The following is a 20581-nucleotide window of genomic DNA, read 5'->3' as shown; positions in this document are numbered from 1 at the left end:
GCCCGTCGAGCGCGCCGCCCCGATGCCCGAAGCCCCACCTCTCGCCCTGGTCTGGTTCCGCGACGACCTGCGCCTGGCCGACAACCCGGCCTTGCGTGCGGCGCTGGACGCCGGCTACGTCCCGGTGCCGATCTACATCCATGCGCCGGACGAACACGGCACCTGGCGGCCCGGCGGCGCTTCCGACGCCTGGCGGCATCGCTCGCTTGCCGCGCTCGATACCGACCTGCGCAAGCGCGGCTCGCACCTGCGCCGGTTCTTCGGCCCCAGCCTGACCACGCTGCAATCGCTGGTGCTGGCCACCGACGCCCAGGCGGTGTTCTGGAATCGCCGCTACGAGCCCTACATCGAAAAGCGCGACACCAAGATCAAGCAGGCGCTGCGGCGCATGGGCCTGGAGGTGGAGAGCTACAACGGCGCGCTGATGTTCGAACCGTGGACGCTGCGCACCAAGCAGGGTGGGCCGTTCAAGGTGTTCACGCCGTTCTGGCGCGCCGCGCTGGCGAACTGGAAGGACGAGCCGCTGTGGGAGCCGCCGGCGTCGCTGCCCGACACCCGCGAAGGTCCCGAGGGGGTGCCGCTGGCGGCGCTCAAACTCGCGCCGCAACGCGACTGGGCGGAAACCTTCTGGGAACACTGGACGCCCGGCGAAGCCGGCGCGCACGCGGCGTTGGAGACGTTCGTGGACGGCGCCTTGCGAGGCTATGCCAGCCAACGCGACCGGCCCGACCGGGTCGGCACCTCGCGGCTGTCGCCGCATCTGCATTTCGGCGAGATCGCACCGTGGCGCGCGGCCGCGGTACTGCAGCGCGAGCGCAACGCCGGCAATGCGCGCGATGTCGAGTCGGCGATCCGCGAACTGGGCTGGCGCGAATTCGCCCATCACCTGCTGCATCACTTTCCCGACACGCCGGAGCAGAACTTCAATCCGCGCTTCACCGATTTCGCCTGGGCGCGACTGTCGCAGCCGAAGTTGGAGGCGTGGCAGCAGGGGCTGACCGGTGTGCCGATCGTCGATGCCGGCATGCGCGAGTTGTGGGCCACCGGCTGGATGCACAACCGCGTGCGCATGATCGTCGCCAGCTATCTGACCAAGCACCTGCGCTATCACTGGCGCCATGGTGCGCGCTGGTTCTGGGACACCCTGGTCGATGCCGATCTGGCCAGCAACACCCTGGGCTGGCAGTGGGTGGCCGGCACCGGCGCGGATGCGGCGCCGTATTTCCGCGTGTTCAATCCGGTGACGCAGGCGGAGAAGTTCGATCCCGACGGCGACTACATCGCCCGTTGGGTGCCCGAACTCGCCGCGTTGCCGGCGCCGTTGCGGCATGCGCCGTGGCGCGATCCGCAGGCGCTGCGCCGGGCCGCACCGGACTATCCGCCGCAGCCGCTGGTCGATCTGGGAGCGGGGCGCGATGCGGCGTTGGAGGCCTACCGCAAGTTGCGGGAGTAGCGGGGAAAGAAGGTAACGACAGAAACCGGCGAAGCTACGCATCGGCCGACGAGGTGATGTCGCTATTGCCCGCGTTCCCTTGATTCGCCGTTCTTCTCACCATTGCCTGTTCCCAATTCCCTATTCCCGGCTCCTCGCGTTGACGCCCCAACCAGCGCGTGATTCACTCGCCGGACACGTTGGGAGGGCGCATGGCCAAGGCTGAATCGGATGCACCGCCGCGCAAACGCGCGCGCCGCGAAGCGATGTCGCGGGTCGATACCGCATGGTTGCGGATGGAACGTCCGACCAATCCGATGATGATCACCGGCGTGCTGATGTTCGCCGAGCCGATGTCGGTCGATGCGCTCAAGCGGGTGATCAAGCAGCGCTTCCTCGCCTACGCCCGGTTCCGCCAGAAGGCCGTGGACACCGCCGGCGGAGCGTATTGGCAGACCGACGACGACCTCGACCTGGACTGGCACGTGCAGCACACCGCGCTGCCTGGACGCGGCGGCAAGCGCGTGCTGGAGCGCTTCGTCAGCCAGCTCGCGTCCAGTCCGCTCGATGGCAGCCGGCCGCTGTGGCAATTCCATCTGATCGAGCGCTACAACGGCGGCTCGGCGCTGGTCGCGCGCATTCACCACAGCTATGCCGACGGCATCGCCCTGGTGCAGGTGCTGCTGTCGCTGACCGACACCACCGCGCAGCCGGCCAAGGGTAGCGATCTGGCCCATGCCTGGCTCAAGCAGGACGGCGCCGATGTCGCGCGCCGCGTCGGCGCGGTCGATCGCTACATGAAGCTGGGCAGCCGCGCGATCGAGAAGGGCATGGAGATGTACCGCGACCCGACCCTCGCCGCGATGCTGGCGAAGGAGGGCGGGGAGATCGCCCGCGAACTGTTGCATGCGCTGTCGCTGTCCGACGATCCGCCGTCGATGCTGCGCGGCAAGCTCGGCGTGTCCAAGCGCGTGGCCTGGGCCGAGCCGCTGGACCTGGAAGAAGTCAAAGCGGTCGGCCGCGCCTGCGACTGCACCGTCAACGACGTGCTGATGGCGACCGCGGCCGGCGCGCTGCGCAGCTACATGATCGAACGCGGCGATCAGGTCGACGGCATGACCCTGCGCGCGACCGTGCCGGTCAACCTGCGTCCGCTGGAGCATGCGCGCAAGCTCGGCAATCACTTCGGCCTGGTGTTCCTGGATCTACCGGTGGGCGAGAGCAATCCGATCCGCCGCGTGGAGCGGGTCGCTGAGTGCATGAATAATCTCAAGAATTCACGCCAAGCTATTGTTGCATTTGGACTTTTGGCCGCGCTCGGCATGGCGCCGGCGCAGGTGCAGGGCTTGGCGCTGGAGTTGTTCAGCCGCAAGGCCACCGCGGTGGCGACCAACGTCCCCGGGCCGCAGCAGCCGCTGTACATGGCCGGCAGCCGCCTGGACGAGATGATGTTCTGGGTGCCGCAGACCGGTTCGATCGGCGTGGGCATTTCGATCCTGAGCTACAACGGCCGGGTCCACTTCGGCCTGATCGCCGACGGCAAGCTGATCCCCGATCCCGACGCGGTCATCAGCCGCTTCGGCGCCGAGTTCGACAAGCTGCTGTATCTGGCGCTGATGGGGAATTGGGACTTCACCTTGGATGCGGAAGGTGCGGACGCGTTGATGGCTTGATGGTTTGAGGGTTTGAGGACTGGGGTTCCGGAACGGAACCTCGATTCGGGAGTCGGGCTGCGTACCCGGGTCTCGTCGTAACCTACCTGCCGTCACTTGTCCTGACGTACTTCCTGTTCGTGTCCTGCCTTCATTCGTCGCAACCCACCAACCTTCAATCGCACTCACCTACCGTCATTCCCGCGAACGCGGGAATCCAGGGCCTTTCGTGCGAGAACGCTTGAAGTCGCTGGATACTCGGCTACACCGAAGTAAAGCGGAGCCCGCGTTCGCGGGAATGACGTTCTTGAAGGATGACGCTGAAGTCTCTGGATTCCCGCCTTCGCGGGAATGACGATAGGTAGGTTGCGAGCAGTGACCGTAGGTGAGTGGGCCGATCCATCTTCGCGATGACACAGACCAGTGCCGCGGCCCCCCTCGCGAGAACAACGGCAGTCGGCCGCGCAGCCACCCGACGCCCAATTCCCTATCGCATCGCCAATTCCGTACCGCCGCCTGAACAGGCCTGGGCCCTCGTCACTCGCCACCAACGGCGGCGTGATTAGCTTGTCTGCGCTCCGCCACACAGACGAGGAATCCCATGAAGACCCAGCTCAAACTCGCCCTCGCGGCCGCCGCGATGACCGCGCTGCTCGCCGGCTGCGCCACCGGTGGCGGCGGTTACTACGGCGGCCAGCAGCAGCCGTATCCCAATAACCAGTATCCGCAGGGCCAGAACCCGCCGCCGCAACAGCAGGGCGGGATGAACCGCACGCAGAAGGGCGCGCTGATCGGCGCCCTGGCCGGCGTCGCCGCCGGTCTGCTCAGCGGCGACGACGCCACCGAACGCCGCCAGCGCGCCCTGATCGGCGCCGGTGTCGGCGGCCTGGCCGGCGGCGCGATCGGCAACTACCAGGACCGCCAGGAACGCGCCCTGCGCGAGCGCATGTCGGGCACCGGCGTGGACGTGGTCCGCCAGGGCGACAACATCACCCTCAACATGCCCAGCAACATCACCTTCGCCTTCAACAGCGCCAACCTGGAGCCGCAGTTCAATTCGGTGCTCGACAACGTCGCCAGCACGCTCACCGAATACAACCAGACCATCGTCGAGGTCGCCGGCCACACCGACAGCATCGGCTCCGACGCGGTCAACCAGCGCCTGTCCGAGCAACGCGCGGCCAGCGTCGGCAACTACCTGATGTCGAAGGGACTGGTGCGCGACCGCTTCATTCTCACCGGCGCCGGCAAGACCCGCCCGATCGCGAGCAACGACACCGAACAGGGCCGCGCGCAGAATCGCCGCGTCGAAATCACCCTGGTGCCGGTGCGCTCCTGAGGCATCGGCCGCGATATCGATCGGCGTAGTCGCGGCGGCGACGCACATCGCGCCGCGCTGCCCGGCGCAGGTCGCGCCGCGATCGATCCAGGCACCGGGCCGGCTTACGGCCCGGTGCTTATAGTTAGAAATCATTTAATAATTCACGCGCTCGGCTTGCATGCCCCCGCACCGGGCGCGATTGGTTTCATAGGGAATCAAGCGATTTTTCAGGCGTTACAATGCCCGGGTCGATGCGCGATTCAGCGCTCGCGTTTCGATGCCGCCGTTGCGACTTTGGTCGCACCGGCCGATGGCCCACCCTGTGCTAGTAATGAGCGACAGTGAATCCCCGTATCGACGGCATGAGCCTGCGCATCGCGCTATCTGACGATCACCCGGTGGTGCGGGCGGGCGTGCGCGCGCTGTTGGAATCGGCCTCGGCGCTCAACGAAAACTGGCGGGTGGTCGCCGAAGCGGCCAACGCCGACGAATTGCTGACCCTGCTGGCCAGCACGCCGGTGGATCTGCTGATCACCGATTTCTCCATGCCCGGCAGCCGCGCCGGCGACGGCCTGAGCCTGTTGGGGCAGATACAACGCCGTCATCCGCACCTGCCGGTGATCGTGCTGACCATGATCGGCAACGTGCCGGTGCTGCGTTCCATCGTGGACGCCGGGGTCAAGGGCCTGCTTGACAAAGCCGCCGCCGGCACCGAACTGCCACAGGCCGTGCGCGCGGTGATGCAAGGCCGGCACTATTACGGTGAGGCGCTGCGGCCGATGCTCGACAGCGTGCGCAGCGGCGGCGAGCGCGAGGAGATCGCGTTGTCGCCGCGCGAAGCCGAAGTCCTGCGCCTGTTCGCCGCCGGCAGCAGCGTGTCGGAGATCGCCGCGCAACTGCATCGCAGCAAGCAGACCATCAGCCGCCAGAAGACCGATGCCATGACCAAGCTCGGGCTCAGGAACGATCTGGAAATCTACGACTACGCCCGCTCCAAGGGATTGCTTTCCTGAGCCGGCGATGACAGCGGCGAGCGCTATCGATGCGACGGCGGGCACGGGCCCGCGCGGCGCTATGCCGGCGCGGGGCAATGGCATGCAACGGCGTGCGCATCGATGGCGTATCGCGGCGCTGGCGCTGCTGCTCGCGCTGATAGCGCCGGGCGGCGCGGTCGAACCTGCGCAGATGGATTCGGCCGCGGCCGATGCGGCCACGCGTGGATCGCCCGACACCCCGGCCCAGGTCGAGGCGGATTCGCAGGAACCGGCACAGGACACCGCGCCGCCGTCCTCCGGCGTCGTTCCCGCCGCAATCCCCGATTCCATCGTTCCCACCGTCGCCACCCCCGCGCGAACCGGCCCGACGATCGTGCCGCCTCTGCGTGCGCGCAGCGGCGCTCCCGCGCTGCCCAGAGTCGTGCGCGTGGCGGTCCCCGATTGGGGAGCGATGCCGTTCGCCGACTACAACCTGGGCCACTCGCGCGGCTTCAGCATCGAACTGCTGGAGGAAATTCTGCGCCCGCGCGGCATCGACCTGCAGTACGTGCGCACCAGCAACACCGAGGACATGCTCAAGTCGTTGTGCGAGGGCCGCGTCGATGTGGCCGTCAACGTGTTGCTCAATTACCCGCGCACCCGTTGTCTGTCCTATACCGATCCGATCATGCGGATGTCGATGTACGCGGTGAAGCGCAAGGACGACACGCGCCTGCTCACCCGGGACAACCTCAAGCGCATGCGCATGGCGATCCCGGCGGCGATGATGGCGCACACCCGCAATCGCCAGCGCTATCCGCAGGCCGAACTGGTCCCGGTGGCCGGCAGCGTCCAGGCCCTGCAGGCGATCGAGGACGGCAAGGCCGACGTCTTCTTCGAGGCGCCGTACATCCTGGATTGGTACCTGCGCCAGCGCGCCTATCCGCGCCTGGAGCTGGTTCCGGGCTCGCAGACCCCGCCGTCGATGCAGCGCGACGACCTGGCCGTGCTGTACGCGGCGCCGCACGCGCAGTTGCCGCTGCTGAAACTGATCGACGAAGAAATCAAGCGCGATCCGGCGCGCGTGGACCGGCTGCGCGTGCAGTGGCTGCGCGGCGATTTCCAAAGCGCCGACCTCGACGGCGAGCTCAATCCCAGTCAGCGCGAATGGCTGGGCAACCTGCCCAAGCTGCGCATCGCCTTGAACGACAACGCCGCGCCGCTGTCGGCGCGCGACAGCGACGGCAGCCCGGTCGGCATTCTTCCGGACTACGCGCACATCGTCGAAGACCGGCTCGGCATCCAGTTCCAGCCGGTCAACGCCAATGGATTCAAGGGCGCGGCCAACGCGCTGACCACCGGCGCGGCCGATCTGGCGGTGATCCCGATCGGCGCCTTGCCCGGCGCGCACTGGATCTACAGCCAGCCGATCGAGCGCATCCCGGTGGTGATCGTGACCGCGCAGGGCGCGGCCAGCCCGGTCGGCCTGGAAAGTCTGGACGGCAAGCGCGTATCGGTCACCCATCTGCATCTGACCGGCCGCGCCGTGCTCAAGGCCGCGCCCGACGTCAATCTGGTCGGGGTGACGACCAATGCCGAAGGCCTCAAGTTGCTGGTCGCCGGCAAGGTCGACGCGCACGTCGGCAACCTGGTGGTGATCGATCGGGTGATCAACACCCAGTATCCCTTCAGCGCCCTGCAGGTCACGCCGGCCGGCAGCGACGAAGAACTCGCTTTCGTCGCCGACCGGCGCCTGACGCCGCTGATGACGATGATCGACCAGCAATTGGCGAGCGTGTCGGAGGCCGAGCGCCAGCGCATCCACAACCATTGGATCAGCGCCAAGTACAACTACGGCGTGCCCTGGAGCCGGGTGATCGTGATCCTGAGCGTGGCGGTGCTGGTGATCGGCGCGATCGCCGCCGGTTATCTGCGCCTGCGCCAGGAATCGCGCCGTCGCGAAGCGGCCGACAGCAAGCTGCGCGAAGTCGCCGGCAATCTGCCCGGAGTGGTGTTCAAGGCCCAGCGCGACGGCGAGGGCCGCCTGCGTTTCCCGTATCTGACCGGGCGGCCGGAGCCTTTGTTCGGCATCGGCGCGGAAGCCATCGTCGCCGATGCCCGGGCCTTGTTCGCGCGGATTCATCCCGACGATCGCGCCGGCGTGCTCGATGCCATCGCCGCCGCCGAACAGGCGCGCAGCGAGATCAACGCCGATTTCCGCGTGGCGACCGACGACGGTTCGATCCGCTGGGTGCGGGTCAACGCATTGCCGCGGCAAACCCAGCCCGGCGAAGACGCCGGCGCCGCCGGCTACACCGGTTACTTCCTCGACGTCACCCACGCCCACGCCCAGGCCGCGGCGCTGGAGGCGGCGAAGGAACTGGCCGAGGCCGCGACCCGGGCCAAGTCGAATTTCCTCGCCACGATGAGCCACGAAATCCGCACGCCGATGGGCGGCATGGTCGGCATGCTCGAACTGCTGGAGCAATCGCGGCTGGACGACGATCAGCACGTGCTGCTCGGGCACATGCACGATTCGGCGCGGGCGCTGCAGGACATTCTCGACGACATCCTCGACGTGTCCAAGATCGAGGCCGGGCATCTGCGCATCGAACATGCGCCGCTGCAACCACGCGTGCTGGCCGATTCGGTGGTCATGCATATCGCCGCGATCTGCCGCAAGAAGGGCCTGCGCCTGGACGCGCGCATCGACGCGGCGGTCGCGCGGTTCTACCTGGGCGATGCGATGCGGCTGCGGCAGGTGCTGCTGAACCTGCTCGGCAACGCGGTCAAGTTCACCGAGCGCGGCGGCGTGTGGCTGGATATCCGCCTGGAACCGGGCGCGGCGCGGGACCGCGCGGGTAACGCCGGCGCGCTGCTGCGGATCGAAGCCGGCGACACCGGCATCGGCATGGACCCGGAGCAGGTCGCGCGCGTGTTCGAGCCCTTCCATCAGGCCGACGACAGCACCTCGCGCCGCTTCGGCGGCACCGGCCTGGGCCTGTCGATCTGCCGCAGTCTGGTCGAGCTGATGGGCGGAGCGATCCGCATCGACAGCGCGGTGGGCGAGGGCACGCGGGTGATCGCCACGGTGCCGCTGGGGCTTTACGAATCTCCGGGCGCGGACAACGCCGGCCTGGGTGTCGCGGTCACGCTTGCCGATGCGCGCCGCGCCGATGCGTTGCGTCAATTGCTGCTGGCGCTGGGTCACGAACCGGTCGACAGCGGCGCGCCCGCCGAACTGTGGTTCGACGACGGCGATGCCGCGAACACCGTGCGCGTGGTGCGGATGCCGGGCACGCCCGCCGCGGCCGACTACGTCATCGACGCCAACCCGCTGCTGCATCTGCACGTGGTCCGCGCTTGCGCCTGGGCGCGCGATCCGTCCGGCGAAGGCCAGAGCGAACGCGACTACGCGGCGCCGGCGGCGGTGCGGCACGACGCGCGCATCCTGGTGGTCGAGGACAACGCGGTCAATCGCGAACTGATCCGGCGGCAACTGCTGCAACTGGGCTACGGCTGCGATCTGTGCAACGACGGCCGCTCGGCCCTGGCGTCGTTGCAGCACGGCGGCTACGACCTGCTGCTGACCGATTGCCAGATGCCGCTGATGGACGGCTACACGCTCACTCGCGAAATCCGCGCCGGCGAACGCGAACGCGGCGGGCCGCGCTTGCCGATCGTGGCGATCACCGCCAGCGCGCTGCCGGAGCAGGTCGACCTGTGCCGCGCCGCCGGCATGGATGCGTACTTGACCAAGCCGGTGCATCTGGCGGAGCTGCGTCAGACGTTGCAGCGTTGGATACCGGCGCAGTCGCGCTCGCATGAAGCGGCCGGCGGCGGCGCTGAAGCAAAAGCCGACGCATCAGCGATGGCCGCTGCGTTTCCGCAGGTGTACGCGCAGGAATTGACCGCTGCATTCCCGCCGGCCCTGCACGCGGTGCTGCCGCTGTTGCTGCGCGAACTGCCGCACGATCAGGAGCGGCTGACGCAGGCGCTGGCCAGCGGCGGCGGCGCGGCGGTCGCGGCGGCGGTCCATCGCGTGGTCGGCAGTGTGGCTTTGTACGATGCTGAGATCGCGCGTGCCGGCCAGCAGTTGGAAGCCCGGTTGTTGAGTCAGCCGTTGGCGGAATTGCTGCATGAAGTCGACGCCTTTGCGCAGCGGCTGCAAGGGCTTCGCGAGCGTTTGCAACAGGCGATCGGGCCGGGTTGAGCGGGGCGTCTCGGCGTTTGTCCGGCATGTGCCTGCAGGGCTGTCGCGATTTGAGCGGAAGGCATCGGGCCTGAAAGGCCCTCCCACAAAAACTACGAAGCCACGAGGTCTGTTGTGGGAGGGCCTTTCAGGCCCGATGCCCTTGGCTCAACTCGCCACGCACCTGCATGTCGGCATTACTTAAGCCGCGCGAACGAGAACAGACTCGCCAACGGATGCTTGCGCCGCTGAATACGCGCACGCAGCAAACCGGCGCCGATCATGCTGTAGGTGATGCCGTTACCGCCGTAAGCCATCGCGAACTGCACTCTGGGCCCATGCTGCGGATGCGGGCCGAACCAGGGCAGACCGTCGGCGGTTTCGGCGAAGGTGCCGGCCCAGGCGAAGGCCGGTTGCAGTTCCAGCCGCGGCAAACGCTCGCCGACCTTGCGCACGAGTTTCTTCGCTCGCGACTGCACCCGGCGATCGCGCCTGGCCGGAATGTCGATGGCGTCGTCGCAGCCGCCGACCACCAGCCGGCCGTCGCCGGTGCTGCGCATGTACAGGTAAGGCCGCGCCGATTCCCACACCATGGTGTCTTGCAGCGCCTGCAGTTCCTCGGCCGGCAACGGATCGGTGACGAAGGCGTAGCTGCTGCGGTTGCGCGCCAGGCGCTGATCGATCCACTGCTGCCCGGCATAACCGGCGGCGACCACCACATGCTCGGCCCGCACGCGTACGCCGTCGCTGCTGATCAATTCGACCGAGCGCGAACCCGCCTGCATCCGTTCGATGCGGCTGCGATCGAACACCTGCGCGCCGCGTTTGCGCAGCCGCGCCAGCAGCCGCAGGCTCATCCGGTACGGGTCCACCGACGCCGCGCAGTCGCTGAGGATCGCGCCGGGCGCGCGCAGGCCGTAGTCCGACGCCAGCGCTTCGGCGTCGAGCCAGCGCAGGCGCAGGCCGTGGCGGGCGCGCAACGCCGCTTCCTCGCGCAGCACCGCCACGTGGGCGGGCTTGCTGGCGTAGTACAGACTGGACTGATCGCGGAAATCGACATCGCGCAAATCGCGCGCGACAGTGCGCAGATCGCCGATGGCCTGCGCGCAGGCCAGGTAAGCGCGCGCCGCCAAGGTCTCGCCGTAGCGCGCGCACAGGTCGATCAGGTGGGTGTCGATCTCATACTGCAGCAGCGCCGTGCTGGCCGCGGTGCTGCCCCAGCCGGCGTCGCGTTGCTCGATCACCGCCACCTCGAACCCGTGCGCGGCCAGTTCGTCGGCGATCAGCGCGCCGCTGATGCCGCCGCCGATCACCGCCACTTCGCAGCGCAGATCCTGCTGCAGGCGCGGAAACGCGTGCATCAGGCCGTTGCGGATCGCCCAGAACGGGTATCCGCTTTTCAGGTCCACGGGCAGCGGGGCAGGCAAGGCATGCGCCTAGCAAAGCCGGCGCGGCGTAATCGCAAGGTGATTGCGCGGCTCGGCGAGCGGCGCTGAATCGGTCAGTGCCGGACTTCGCTGCCGCCCTGGACGACGTTGAGCGCCGGCATCGGGTCGATCGCCAGTTCTTTCTCCAGTTCCAACTGGAACTGCTCGAAACTCAGGCCGCGCTCGGCCACTTCGCTCTGCGCGGCGATGCGCAGCGCGCTGGAACAGCCCAGGCTGACCTCGCGGCCTTCGTTGCGGTGCATGGTCGCGGCGCGTTCGAGCAGGGCCAGCACCCGCGCCGCGCTGTCGGAACCGCCGACGATGCGGCCGCCCAGGCCCAGGGTCCATTCGCCCTCGCGGCGGACGATGCCGCCGAGCAGGCGGCCTTGGGCGTCGCGCAGTTCCGCGTGCGGTTCGATGCGGGTGCCGGCGATCGGCAGTGGCGTGTTGCGGGCCTTGGCGAGTTTGCGTTTCTTGGCGTCGCGGCGGGCCTTGGAATTGATCGACATGGTGCTTCCTCGGCTGTGCCGGTACGTTCTGCGGCCATCATAACGTGTCGACCGGCGCGCCCAAACCGCCGCCGGGACGTGTTCATCATAGCCACTGGAACGGTCGGAACCTCGCCACCGGCGGGCTTTCGCGCCGCCGCCGCGCCCGGCGAGCGGCCGGGCGCTGCGAGGGTGCGCGGGTCAATGGCCGTGCGCGTGTCCGTGTTCACGGTTCCGCGGCGGCGCGGCCGGTCCGGCGCTCGGCGGCGGGGCCGCTTCGTGACCGTGGTCCGGCGCGGGGGCGTCGTGTTCGCCGTGCGGATGCGGCGGCTGGTGGGGTGCGTCCGACGGCATCGGCGCGTGATGATCGTCGTCGCCGGTCTCGCCGCCACCGTGCGAATGCCCGCCGCTGCGCGCGACCAGATCGCGGTACTGCGCCGCGTCCAGCGCGGGCAGCCTGCCCAGGAACGCGACCAGGTCCCAGATGTGCTCATCGCCCATGCTCGCGCCCCAGGCCGGCATGCCCGAGGCCTTGATGCCGTGCTTGATGGTCCAGAACGCGGCGGCCGCGTCGACCTGCCGCGCGGACAAGTTCGGCGGCGCCGGATACAGACCGCGCGACAACTCGGTCGGCGCCATGCCCGGAGCCAGATGGCAGCCGGCGCACATGGCCTGGTAGTTGCCCGCGCCGTTGCGGATGCGGGCTTCATCGTCGAGCGCGGGCACGCTCAGCTGCATCGCGCGCATCGCCACCGAGCGCTCGCGCGCGAACTCCAGCACGGCGTACACCGGCTTGGTATGCGGCGCATCCGCGCCGACGTCGTACACGCCCCACCACAACGCGCCCGCCACCAGGCCGAGCGCCGCCAGCGTCGCGGCGCTCAGCCGCAACGTTCCTCGTATCGTCTTGTTCATTACGACCTCGTCAGAACCAAACCCGAAGGCCCGCGACCACGCGGGTGTCGTCGATGTCCTCGCCGTCGGCGCGGCGGTAATCCGCCGTGCCGCCGAACGCGCGCTCGCGGCTGATGCCGATGTAGGGCGCGAACCGCCGCGTGAACTCATAGCGCAGACGCAAGCCGGCTTCCACCGTGCTCAGGCCCGAGCCGATGCCGCGGCGCGGATCGTCGCGGCCGAACAGGTCGAGCTCGATCAGCGGCTGCAGGATCAACCGGTTGGTCAGCAGCAACTCGTACTCGGCTTCGAAGTTCAGGGCGCTGCGACCGGAGTCGCCGACATAGGCAGTCGCGGCGATCTCGAACTTGTACGGCGACATGCCCTGCACGCCGATCGCGGCCCAGCTTTGCGACTGTCGCGGCAGGAAGTCGTGCCTAGCGCCGACCACCACGTCCCACCACGGCGAGATCGCGCGGCCGTACAGCACTTCCAGGTCGGCCGATTCGGTGTGTCCGCGTTCGCGTTCGCCTTCGCTGCGCAGCCATAGCCGGTCGGTGTCGTTGCCGATCCAGCCCTGCGCTTCCCAGGCTTGCGCGCTGCCGCGATCGGCGTCGGCCGCTTCCAGGCGGTTGAACAGCAGATAGTGATTGAGCCCGGAGGCGTGCTGCATGTGATGCGACAGCGGCGGGAATGCCGCGGCGCGATCGGCGTCGGTCGGGGTGGGGATGGGTTCGCGCGGCTCGCTCGGCGCGGCGGGCTTGGCGGCCGGCTTCATGTCGCGGTGATCCATGCCGCTGTGGTCCATGCTGCCCTGATCCATACCGGAATGATTCATGCCGGAGTGATCGGCCTGATCCTGCTTCGGCGCGGGCATGGCCGAATGATCCATCTTCGAGTGATCCATCTTCGAATGATCGACCGGCTTCGACGCATCGGCCTTCCGGCCCTGCGCCTGCATCGCCGCGTGATCGTGGCTTTGCGCCTGCGCGGCGCCGGCCACGGACAGCCCCAGCGCGAGCGCCGTGCCTGCGAAACAAGAAACGCGCGCGGTCGTCTTCATTCCTCGACCCTCACTTCGCGCATCATCCCGGCTTCCATGTGGTAGAGCAGATGGCAGTGATAGGCCCAGCGGCCCAGCGCGTCGGCGCGCACGCGGTAGCTGCGGCGCGTTCCCGGCGGCATGTCGATGGTGTGCTTGCGCACCTGGAACTGGCCTTGTTCGTTCTCCAGATCGCTCCACAGACCGTGCAGATGGATCGGGTGGGTCATCATGGTGTCGTTGACCAGCACGATGCGCAGGCGTTCGCCGTAGGTCAGGCGGATCGGCTCGGCGCCCATGAATTTCTGCCCGTCGAAGGACCAGGCGAATTTCTCCATGTGTCCGGTCAGATGCAGCTCGATCTCGCGGCCGGGTTCGCGACCGTCGGGATCGTCGAACAGGCTGTGCAGATCGGCGTAGGTCAGCACCTTGCGTCCGTTGTCGCGCAGGCCGATGCCGGGATCGTCGAGCTTGGCCGAGGTGGTCATCGCGCGCATGTCGATCAGGCGCGGGTCGCCTTGTGCCGGTGCCTTGGCCATCGCGCTGTGATCCATGCCGGCCATGCCCATGTTCGCGCCGCAGCCGCCTTCCATGCCTTTCATCTTCGACATGTCGTGGCCGCCGCCCATCTTCGACATGTCGTGAGCGCCGCCGCTCATGCCGCCGTGGCCCATGTCGTCCATCGTCATCAGCGGGCGCGGATCGTTGCGCGGCACGTCCGCCTGCAGGCCTTCGCGCACCGCCAGGGTGCCGCGCACGTAACCGGTGCGGGCGTTGTCCTGGGCGAAGATCGTGTAAGCGTCCTGGCCCGAGGGTTCGACCAATACGTCGAAGGTTTCCGCCACCGCGATGCGGAACTCATCGACGCTGACCGGATGGATGTACTGCCCGTCGGCCGCCACCACGGTCATCTTCAGCCCCGGAATGCGCACGTCGAAGTAGGTCATCGCCGAGCCGTTGATGAAACGCAGCAGGACTTTCTCGCCGGGCCGGAACAGGCCGGTCCAGTTGCCCGCCGGGGTGACGCCGTTGAGCAGGTAGGTGTAGGTGTGCGCGTTGACGTCGGACAGATCGGTCGGGGTCATGCGCATGCGGCCCCATTCGCCGCGGTCGCGCAGGGTTTGCGCCAGCCCGCGCTCGCGCGCGTCGCGCATGAAATCGCCGACCGTGCGCTTGTAGTAGTTGTCGTAGCTGGACATCTTCTTCAGCCGGCGGAACAGCGCGGCCGGATCGACATCGGTCCAGTCCGACAGCAGCAGCACGTGCTCGCGGTCGTATTGGTAAGGCGCCGGCTCGCGTGGATCGATCACGATCGCGCCGTACAAACCGGCCTGTTCCTGGAACAGCGAATGGCTGTGATACCAGTAGGTGCCCGACTGGCCGACGTGGAAGCGATAGACGTAGCTCTCGCCCGGATGGATGCCGTCGAAGCTCAGCCCCGGCACGCCGTCCATGTTGGCCGGCAGGATCAGCCCGTGCCAATGGATCGAGCCCATGCCTTCGCGCAGGCGGTTGGCGACGCGCAAGGTCACCGTGTCGCCTTCGCGCCAGCGCAGGATCGGCGCGGGCAGGCTGCCGTTGACGGTGATGGCCGGACGCGTGCGGCCGGTGAAGTTCACCGTGGCCTCGCCGATCGACAGATCGAACTGGTTGCCGCTCAGCACGCGCGGGGTCTGCGCCAGGGCAGGGGCGGCGTGCACGCCGCGCCACAGGCCGCTGCCGGCGACCGCGCCGCCGGCGGTCAGGCCGGCGACGAAACGGCGCCGCCCGGCATCGGCCGGTTCGCCGTTGTTGGAAAAAAATCGGTTCATCAGAATCTTCCTATGGGGAAGAGTCGCGATCAGTCTCGCGATGCGCGCGGGCCGGCGCAAGGCCGCGATAGCGGCGATGGGCCCGCGCGAACGAACGGTTCAGCCGCGCCGGCATCGCGATTGCGCGCGACACCGGGCCCTGCTAACCGTGCAGCCGGGACGAACCCGGCGCGGCGATCAGGCGATCGGAGGCCGTATCGGCAGGCTCAGCACGCCGCTGGGCGCGGCGGCTTCGCGCGGCAGCGCGAGCGGAGCGTTGGACAGCTGCGGCGGCGCCGGCAGCTCGATGCGCACGATCGCCACCGCCTGCAGGCAGTCGCATTGGCAACGGAACTTGCCGCAGCAGTCGTCGCCGTGCTTGGGAGAATTCGGATCGGGCTTGGCCGGTTGCGGATCGGCGCCGCCCGCGCCGTGATGCATCGCCATCGCGCCTTGCCCGTCGTGCATCATCGCCGCCATGCCCGCGCCGTCATGACATTCAGCGCTGTCCGCGACCTGCGCCGACGCGGCCGCCTTGGGCTTGCCCATGAACATCGCATGCCCGCCGCCGACCGACATCACCGCCGCCGCGTAGCCGTTCAGGCTCAGCGCGACGATCAGCAGCAAGCGCAGCAGTAGCGAGGGATAGGTCATGGGGCGCCGGTTCGAGTGCGGCAAAGAATGGTGCACGCAGGCGACAGTTTCAAGCATTCGCGCGCGCTTGAGGTTAAGCGTTCGTGAGATCGCGGCGTCGGCATCGTGGGAAGGTTGCGGCGCGAATGCGGGCCGGACTCACTCGGCGACATCGCCGTATTCGGTGTAGACGACCCGCTGCACGCGCAGCCCGCCGATCCGGTCGCGCTTGTGCAACTCGCCGCTGGGCGTGGCGATCTTGCCGCCGCGCACCACCGCCTGATCCTCGGCCGACGCGTGCGCGCCGCGAGCGCCCGACACTTGCACGATCTGATCCATATCCGGCGGACCTTCCAGGCGATGCGCCAGGAAGCGCTCGCCGGCGCGGCCGAAACCGATCCATTGCGCCGGCTGCGGCTTGCGCCCGGGCTCGAAGCGGCGGAAATGCACGATCCGGCGCACGCCCACTTCGATGCCGGAGGCGATCGGCGTGCCGCCGCGCTCGAAGTGGCCGCGGTACAGATCGGCCTTGAAATGGCCGTCGGGGCGGATGGTTTCCGGCAGCACCCATTGCGCGGTCGGCGCCAGGGTGTAGTACTCGCCCGGATGCGCCTTGGCGTCGGCGCGATAAGTCCGCAGTGCGGCGTCGGGCAGCGCGGCTTCGAAGATCAGCTGATAGTTGTGCGGCCGGTGGAACATCGGCAGATGCGACAGATACACCGCGTCGACACCGACCACCAGCATGCCGTGGGTATTGGGCTTGTCGGCGAATTCGTCCGGCTGGGCGATGCGCGCAAAGGCGAAATCCGCGCCGCCGTGCTCATGCACGAAATCGCCGAGGCCCTCGACCGTGCGCTGCCATTGCGCCAGTTGCTTCGCGCTCAGCGACAACGCGTGCTCATCGGGTTGATCGGCGCTGCCCAGGGGATACAACTGCCCGGGCGTGGCGCTCATTTCGATATGCGCGCCGAGCACGTGGTCGATCCGGTGCGTGCGCGCGAACTCGGCCAGACGCCGTGCGCTGGCGCGATAGGCCTGCCAGTCGCGCACGGTCAGCAGCCCGGGATAGAGGCTGTCGCCGCTGAGCAAGCTCGCGCTGTCGGCGTCGTAGATGGCGATATGCGCCGGCTCGTGCCCCGGTAGCGGCATTACGATGAGCGCGCGATGGCCGAGATCGAACTGCGCTTCTCCCTCGGGCCAGCGATCGAGCCCGAAGAACGCCGTCACCTGCGCCGGCTCGATGCCGACGATGCGGGTATCGGCGCGATCGCGGAACTGCGCGTCGCCGTGGACGTGATCGCGATGGCCGTGGCTGTGCGCGACCACCAGCGGCAGCGAGGTCAACCCATGCTCGCGCTGCCACTGCGCCAGCAGGCGATCGACGGTGGCGCGCAGCGGCAGCTCGCCGCCGGCCGCGGGTTCGGCGCCGGTGTCGAGGAGCAGGGCGCGCCGATCGCCGGCGATCAAATACATGAACGGCGCTTCGAAGTTGCTCGCCTTGGACTGGCGCAACACCCACAACCCCGGCGCCGCCTGCTGCACCTGCAGGCTCGGTTCGCCGGGCGCGCCGTGGATCCAGCGTTGCGGCAGATCCAGCGCCGGCGCCGGCAGCGCGACGGCGAACAGCAGGGCGATCAGCAGCGATGCCGGCGACAGCCAGCGGCGAATGGGCAGGTTCATGAGGACGGCGACGGCGATCGGAGCGCGATTATCCGCCACCGGCGCGGCTTTGCGGGCACTTCGCGTCGTTCGCAAGCCGTGCTGTCGTGCAACACGCCCGCGTCTCGCGCCTGCGCGGACTACCAACCAGCCCACATCGGGAATGTGAAGCCGGCCCGGCAAAAAGCACATGCCGAATGACAGAGATTGACAGCGCTGTCATACGAACCCAGTTTCGGCCGCGAACCTGTCGCCGGGCCGTCGTCCGACGGCGGCGCACAGGCCGACCCCTCGCAAGCCGGAGCTGTCCAATGAACGTCTCACGCGCTTACACGCTCGCCGCCGCATTGATCGCGGGCGGCAGCCTGCTGGTTTCATCCGATGCATCCGCCCAGACCCTGGTGTGGGAAGACAACTTCAACGGCCCGTCGATCGACGGCAACAAATGGATCTACGACGTCGGCGACGGCTGCCAGCTCGGCATCTGCGGCTGGGGCAACAGCGAATTGCAGTACTACACCAGCCGCCCGGAAAACGCGCGCATCGAAAACGGCAAGCTGGTCATCGAAGCGCGGCGCGAGAACTTCGGCAGCCGCGCGTTCACCTCGGCGCGCCTGAAGACCGAAGGCCGCATGCATTTCAAGTACGGCACGCTGGAAGCGCGGATCAAGGTGCCCGACCTGCGCAACGGCTTGTGGCCGGCGTACTGGATGCTCGGCACGATCGGCAACTGGCCGGCGCGCGGCGAGATCGATCTGCTGGAAATGGGCTCGGCCGCGGCGATCGCCGCCGGCGTGACCAACCGCAGAGTCGGGGCGGCCGTGCATTGGGACTACAACGGCTCGCAGGCCGACTACGGCCTGGACTACAACAGCGCCAGCGACCTCAACGGCGGTTTCCACACCTATCGCATGAGCTGGGACCCGCAGTTCATCCGCGTCTCCATCGACGGCCAGCAGTACTTCGAATTCGCCATCTCCAACATCGAGGGCGCCTCGCTGCATGAGTTCCATCAGCAGTATTACGTGCTGCTCAATCTCGCCGTCGGCGGCAGCTACACCGGGGTGATGAGCAACAACGCGATCACCGCGCCGCTGCCGGGCAAGATGGAGATCGACTACATCCGCCTGTACCAGAACCCGGGCAGCGAGCTGTACACCGGCGCCAATCCGCCCAGCGGCAAGTTCGGCGTCTACACCGAGCGCGCCGACATGAACGCCCGCTTGAACTACAACGGCGACGCCAATCTGTGGCTGTGGAACAACCTCACGCCGATTTCCGCGCCCGCCTTCGAAGGCAATCAGCTGATGGCCTACCGCGCCAACGCCGGCGCCTGGTACGGCCTGGGCGTGGCCTTGAACGGTTACAAGAACATGAGCCGCTTCGGCAACGGCCGGCTGAAATTCCATATGCGCACGACCACGCCGTCGACGTTCAAGATCGGCATCAACAGTTCCTTCGGCGACAGCTGGCTGGACTTCGTCAACGGCGGCCAGCAATACGGCCTGGTGCGCGACGGCAACTGGCATGAGGTCAGCATCCCGTTCAGCGCCTTCCACGATCTGGATCTGCGCGCGGTGAAGCAGATGTTCATGGTGGTGTCGGACCCGCCGGCGGCCAACGTCGACGTGCTGATCGACAACGTCTACTACCAGGACAACTGAAAGCGCGCTCGCGCATTGTGATGTTGCAGGCCCGATACGCTCAGCCGGCGATCCGCGGTGAGCCTGGGTGAGGCAAAGCAAAGCGCCGACCTGGAAATCCAGGTCGGCGCGGTGTTGCGAAATCGTCTGTCGGACGATTCAGAAGGTTCAGGGCAGAACGATGCCGCGGCTGTCGTCTTCGCCGACCACGCCGCTGTCCGCGCCGTTGCTGTTCCATACGATGTACAGGTACTTGCGCTCGCCCGGGGCCGGATCGCCGTAGTCGCCGTTGTTGGCCCAGAACTCGCGCTGCTTGTTCGCGTACTGCTGCGTAACCTTGCTGGTGACGTCGTTGGTGCTGTTCCAAACGCCGTAACCGGCGTAGCTGATGGTAGCCATGATCGTGTCCTCACTGATGAGACGACGCTCGCCCGCATGGAGAGTCCTGGCGGGCCGCTCGCCGGTGTCGTCCTGACCGGCGGTCGAAGACAGCGTCCACGAAGGCGAGGGCGGCGACCTTTCGGAAACCTTACGGTTGATGCGGATCGGCCGAAGTCGCGCAACGGCGGCCGGCGACCGCCGTATTCCGGGCGCGGTGTTGCGCGCACGCAACACCGCGATGATCCGTCGTGCGTCGCCCAGGCGCGGCGACAGCGCTTTACTTCTTGGCGTTCGCCGCCTGCTCGATGATCTTCGCGACCACATCGGGCTGCGAAACATAGATCGCATGGCTGCCCGACGCCTCGACCACGGTCGCGCCGGCGCGCTTGGCCATCATCTGCTGGACCGGCGGCGGAATCATGCGGTCGTCGTTGGCGACCAGGTACCAGCTCGGCTTCGACTTCCACGCCGGCACGGTGACCTTGCCGCCGGCAGCTTCCAGGCCCCACGGCACCTGCGAGGCGGCCATGAATTCGGCGTCTTCCTTCGGCAGATCGGCGGCGAAGGATGCGGCGAACTTCGCCGGGTCCAGGCCCAGGAAACCGTCCTTCGACGGCACGATCGGCGGAACCGGCGCGCCCGGGGCCGGGTTGGAGGTCAGCGACAGCACCGACTCGCCCGCTTCCGGAGCGAACGCGGCGATGTAGACCAGGCGCTCCACTTTCGGATCGGTTCCGGCTTCGGAAATCACCGCGCCGCCGTAGGAGTGACCGACCAACACCACCGGCCCGTCCTGGCGGACGATCACGCGCTTGGTGAACGCGACATCGTCGGCGAAGGTGATCGTCGGCTGCTGCACGATGCTGACCTTGTAGCCGTCCTTGGTCAGACGGTTGTAGACGCGCTGCCAGCCGGAGCCGTCAGCGAAAGCGCCGTGTACCAGTACGATGTTCTTGACGCCCTTCGGCGCCTCGGGCTTGGCGGCGTGAGCGAAGGAGGCCACGGACAGAGCGGCGGCCGCGGCGAGGGCGAGAGTCGTGAGTTTCATGGGAG

Annotated in this window: 15 protein-coding genes; 6 read left to right on the top strand and 9 right to left on the bottom strand. The window is 67.9% G+C overall.

The window, feature by feature from the left end; translation table 11 throughout:
• Window positions 1-22: 22 nt before the first annotated feature.
• The 5 genes from AB4Y92_RS09710 to AB4Y92_RS09690 all read left to right on the top strand — a co-directional run bounded on the left by AB4Y92_RS09710 (window position 23) and on the right by AB4Y92_RS09690 (window position 9592).
• Window positions 23-1453: a cryptochrome/photolyase family protein gene (locus tag AB4Y92_RS09710; protein WP_441819447.1), complete on the top strand. Its 1431-nt coding sequence runs from the start codon at window positions 23-25 to the stop codon at window positions 1451-1453.
• A 191-nt stretch (window positions 1454-1644) separates the two neighbouring features.
• Complete coding sequence (locus tag AB4Y92_RS09705; protein WP_441819446.1) at window positions 1645-3105, top strand: WS/DGAT/MGAT family O-acyltransferase; 1461 nt, start codon at window positions 1645-1647, stop codon at window positions 3103-3105.
• A gap of 580 nt (window positions 3106-3685) precedes the next feature.
• Window positions 3686-4423 (top strand): OmpA family protein, encoded by a 738-nt coding sequence (locus tag AB4Y92_RS09700; protein ID WP_441819445.1) that lies wholly within the window; start codon window positions 3686-3688, stop codon window positions 4421-4423.
• A 323-nt stretch (window positions 4424-4746) separates the two neighbouring features.
• On the top strand, window positions 4747-5418 hold the full coding sequence (locus tag AB4Y92_RS09695; RefSeq protein WP_441819444.1) for a response regulator: 672 nt from the start codon (window positions 4747-4749) through the stop codon (window positions 5416-5418).
• Window positions 5419-5500: 82 nt separating this feature from the next.
• A complete protein-coding gene (locus AB4Y92_RS09690) occupies window positions 5501-9592 on the top strand; it encodes an ATP-binding protein (RefSeq protein WP_441819443.1) in 4092 nt (1363 codons plus the stop codon).
• A 176-nt stretch (window positions 9593-9768) separates the two neighbouring features.
• Here AB4Y92_RS09690 and AB4Y92_RS09685 read toward each other — a convergent pair whose 3' ends face one another.
• The 7 genes from AB4Y92_RS09685 to AB4Y92_RS09655 all read right to left on the bottom strand — a co-directional run bounded on the left by AB4Y92_RS09685 (window position 9769) and on the right by AB4Y92_RS09655 (window position 17525).
• Window positions 9769-10980, bottom strand: a complete 1212-nt coding sequence (locus tag AB4Y92_RS09685; protein WP_441819542.1) for an NAD(P)/FAD-dependent oxidoreductase — start codon at window positions 10978-10980, stop codon at window positions 9769-9771.
• A 92-nt stretch (window positions 10981-11072) separates the two neighbouring features.
• Window positions 11073-11507: a hypothetical protein gene (locus tag AB4Y92_RS09680; protein WP_235114693.1), complete on the bottom strand. Its 435-nt coding sequence runs from the start codon at window positions 11505-11507 to the stop codon at window positions 11073-11075.
• Window positions 11508-11687: 180 nt separating this feature from the next.
• Entirely contained in the window at window positions 11688-12401 is a 714-nt protein-coding gene (locus AB4Y92_RS09675) for a c-type cytochrome (RefSeq protein WP_441819442.1), read from the bottom strand.
• Between the two features lie 10 nt (window positions 12402-12411).
• The gene (locus AB4Y92_RS09670; protein ID WP_441819441.1) at window positions 12412-13443 is read right to left on the bottom strand and encodes a copper resistance protein B; all 1032 of its coding nucleotides are present in this window, start codon (window positions 13441-13443) and stop codon (window positions 12412-12414) included.
• Window positions 13440-15233 (bottom strand): copper resistance system multicopper oxidase, encoded by a 1794-nt coding sequence (locus AB4Y92_RS09665; RefSeq protein ID WP_441819440.1) that lies wholly within the window; start codon window positions 15231-15233, stop codon window positions 13440-13442. Before AB4Y92_RS09665 ends, AB4Y92_RS09670 begins: the two co-directional genes overlap by 4 nt.
• A 177-nt stretch (window positions 15234-15410) precedes the next feature.
• Window positions 15411-15866 (bottom strand): CopL family metal-binding regulatory protein, encoded by a 456-nt coding sequence (locus tag AB4Y92_RS09660; RefSeq protein ID WP_441819439.1) that lies wholly within the window; start codon window positions 15864-15866, stop codon window positions 15411-15413.
• A gap of 138 nt (window positions 15867-16004) precedes the next feature.
• On the bottom strand, window positions 16005-17525 hold the full coding sequence (locus tag AB4Y92_RS09655; RefSeq protein WP_441819438.1) for an MBL fold metallo-hydrolase: 1521 nt from the start codon (window positions 17523-17525) through the stop codon (window positions 16005-16007).
• Between the two features lie 290 nt (window positions 17526-17815).
• Between AB4Y92_RS09655 and AB4Y92_RS09650 the strand changes: the two genes are divergently transcribed.
• Entirely contained in the window at window positions 17816-19168 is a 1353-nt protein-coding gene (locus AB4Y92_RS09650; protein WP_441819437.1) for a glycoside hydrolase family 16 protein, read from the top strand.
• Window positions 19169-19315: 147 nt separating this feature from the next.
• Here the strand turns inward: AB4Y92_RS09650 and AB4Y92_RS09645 are convergent, their stop codons facing one another.
• Window positions 19316-19546, bottom strand: coding sequence for a hypothetical protein (locus AB4Y92_RS09645; RefSeq protein ID WP_441819436.1), 231 nt, complete (start codon window positions 19544-19546; stop codon window positions 19316-19318).
• Between the two features lie 259 nt (window positions 19547-19805).
• Window positions 19806-20576, bottom strand: a complete 771-nt coding sequence (locus tag AB4Y92_RS09640) for an alpha/beta hydrolase (RefSeq protein ID WP_441819435.1) — start codon at window positions 20574-20576, stop codon at window positions 19806-19808.
• Window positions 20577-20581 lie beyond the last annotated feature (5 nt).

Source organism: Lysobacter sp. TAB13 (assembly GCF_052113885.1).
Classification (GTDB): Bacteria; Pseudomonadota; Gammaproteobacteria; order Xanthomonadales; family Xanthomonadaceae; genus Lysobacter; species Lysobacter gummosus.
This window is presented reverse-complemented; position numbering and strand designations above follow the sequence as displayed.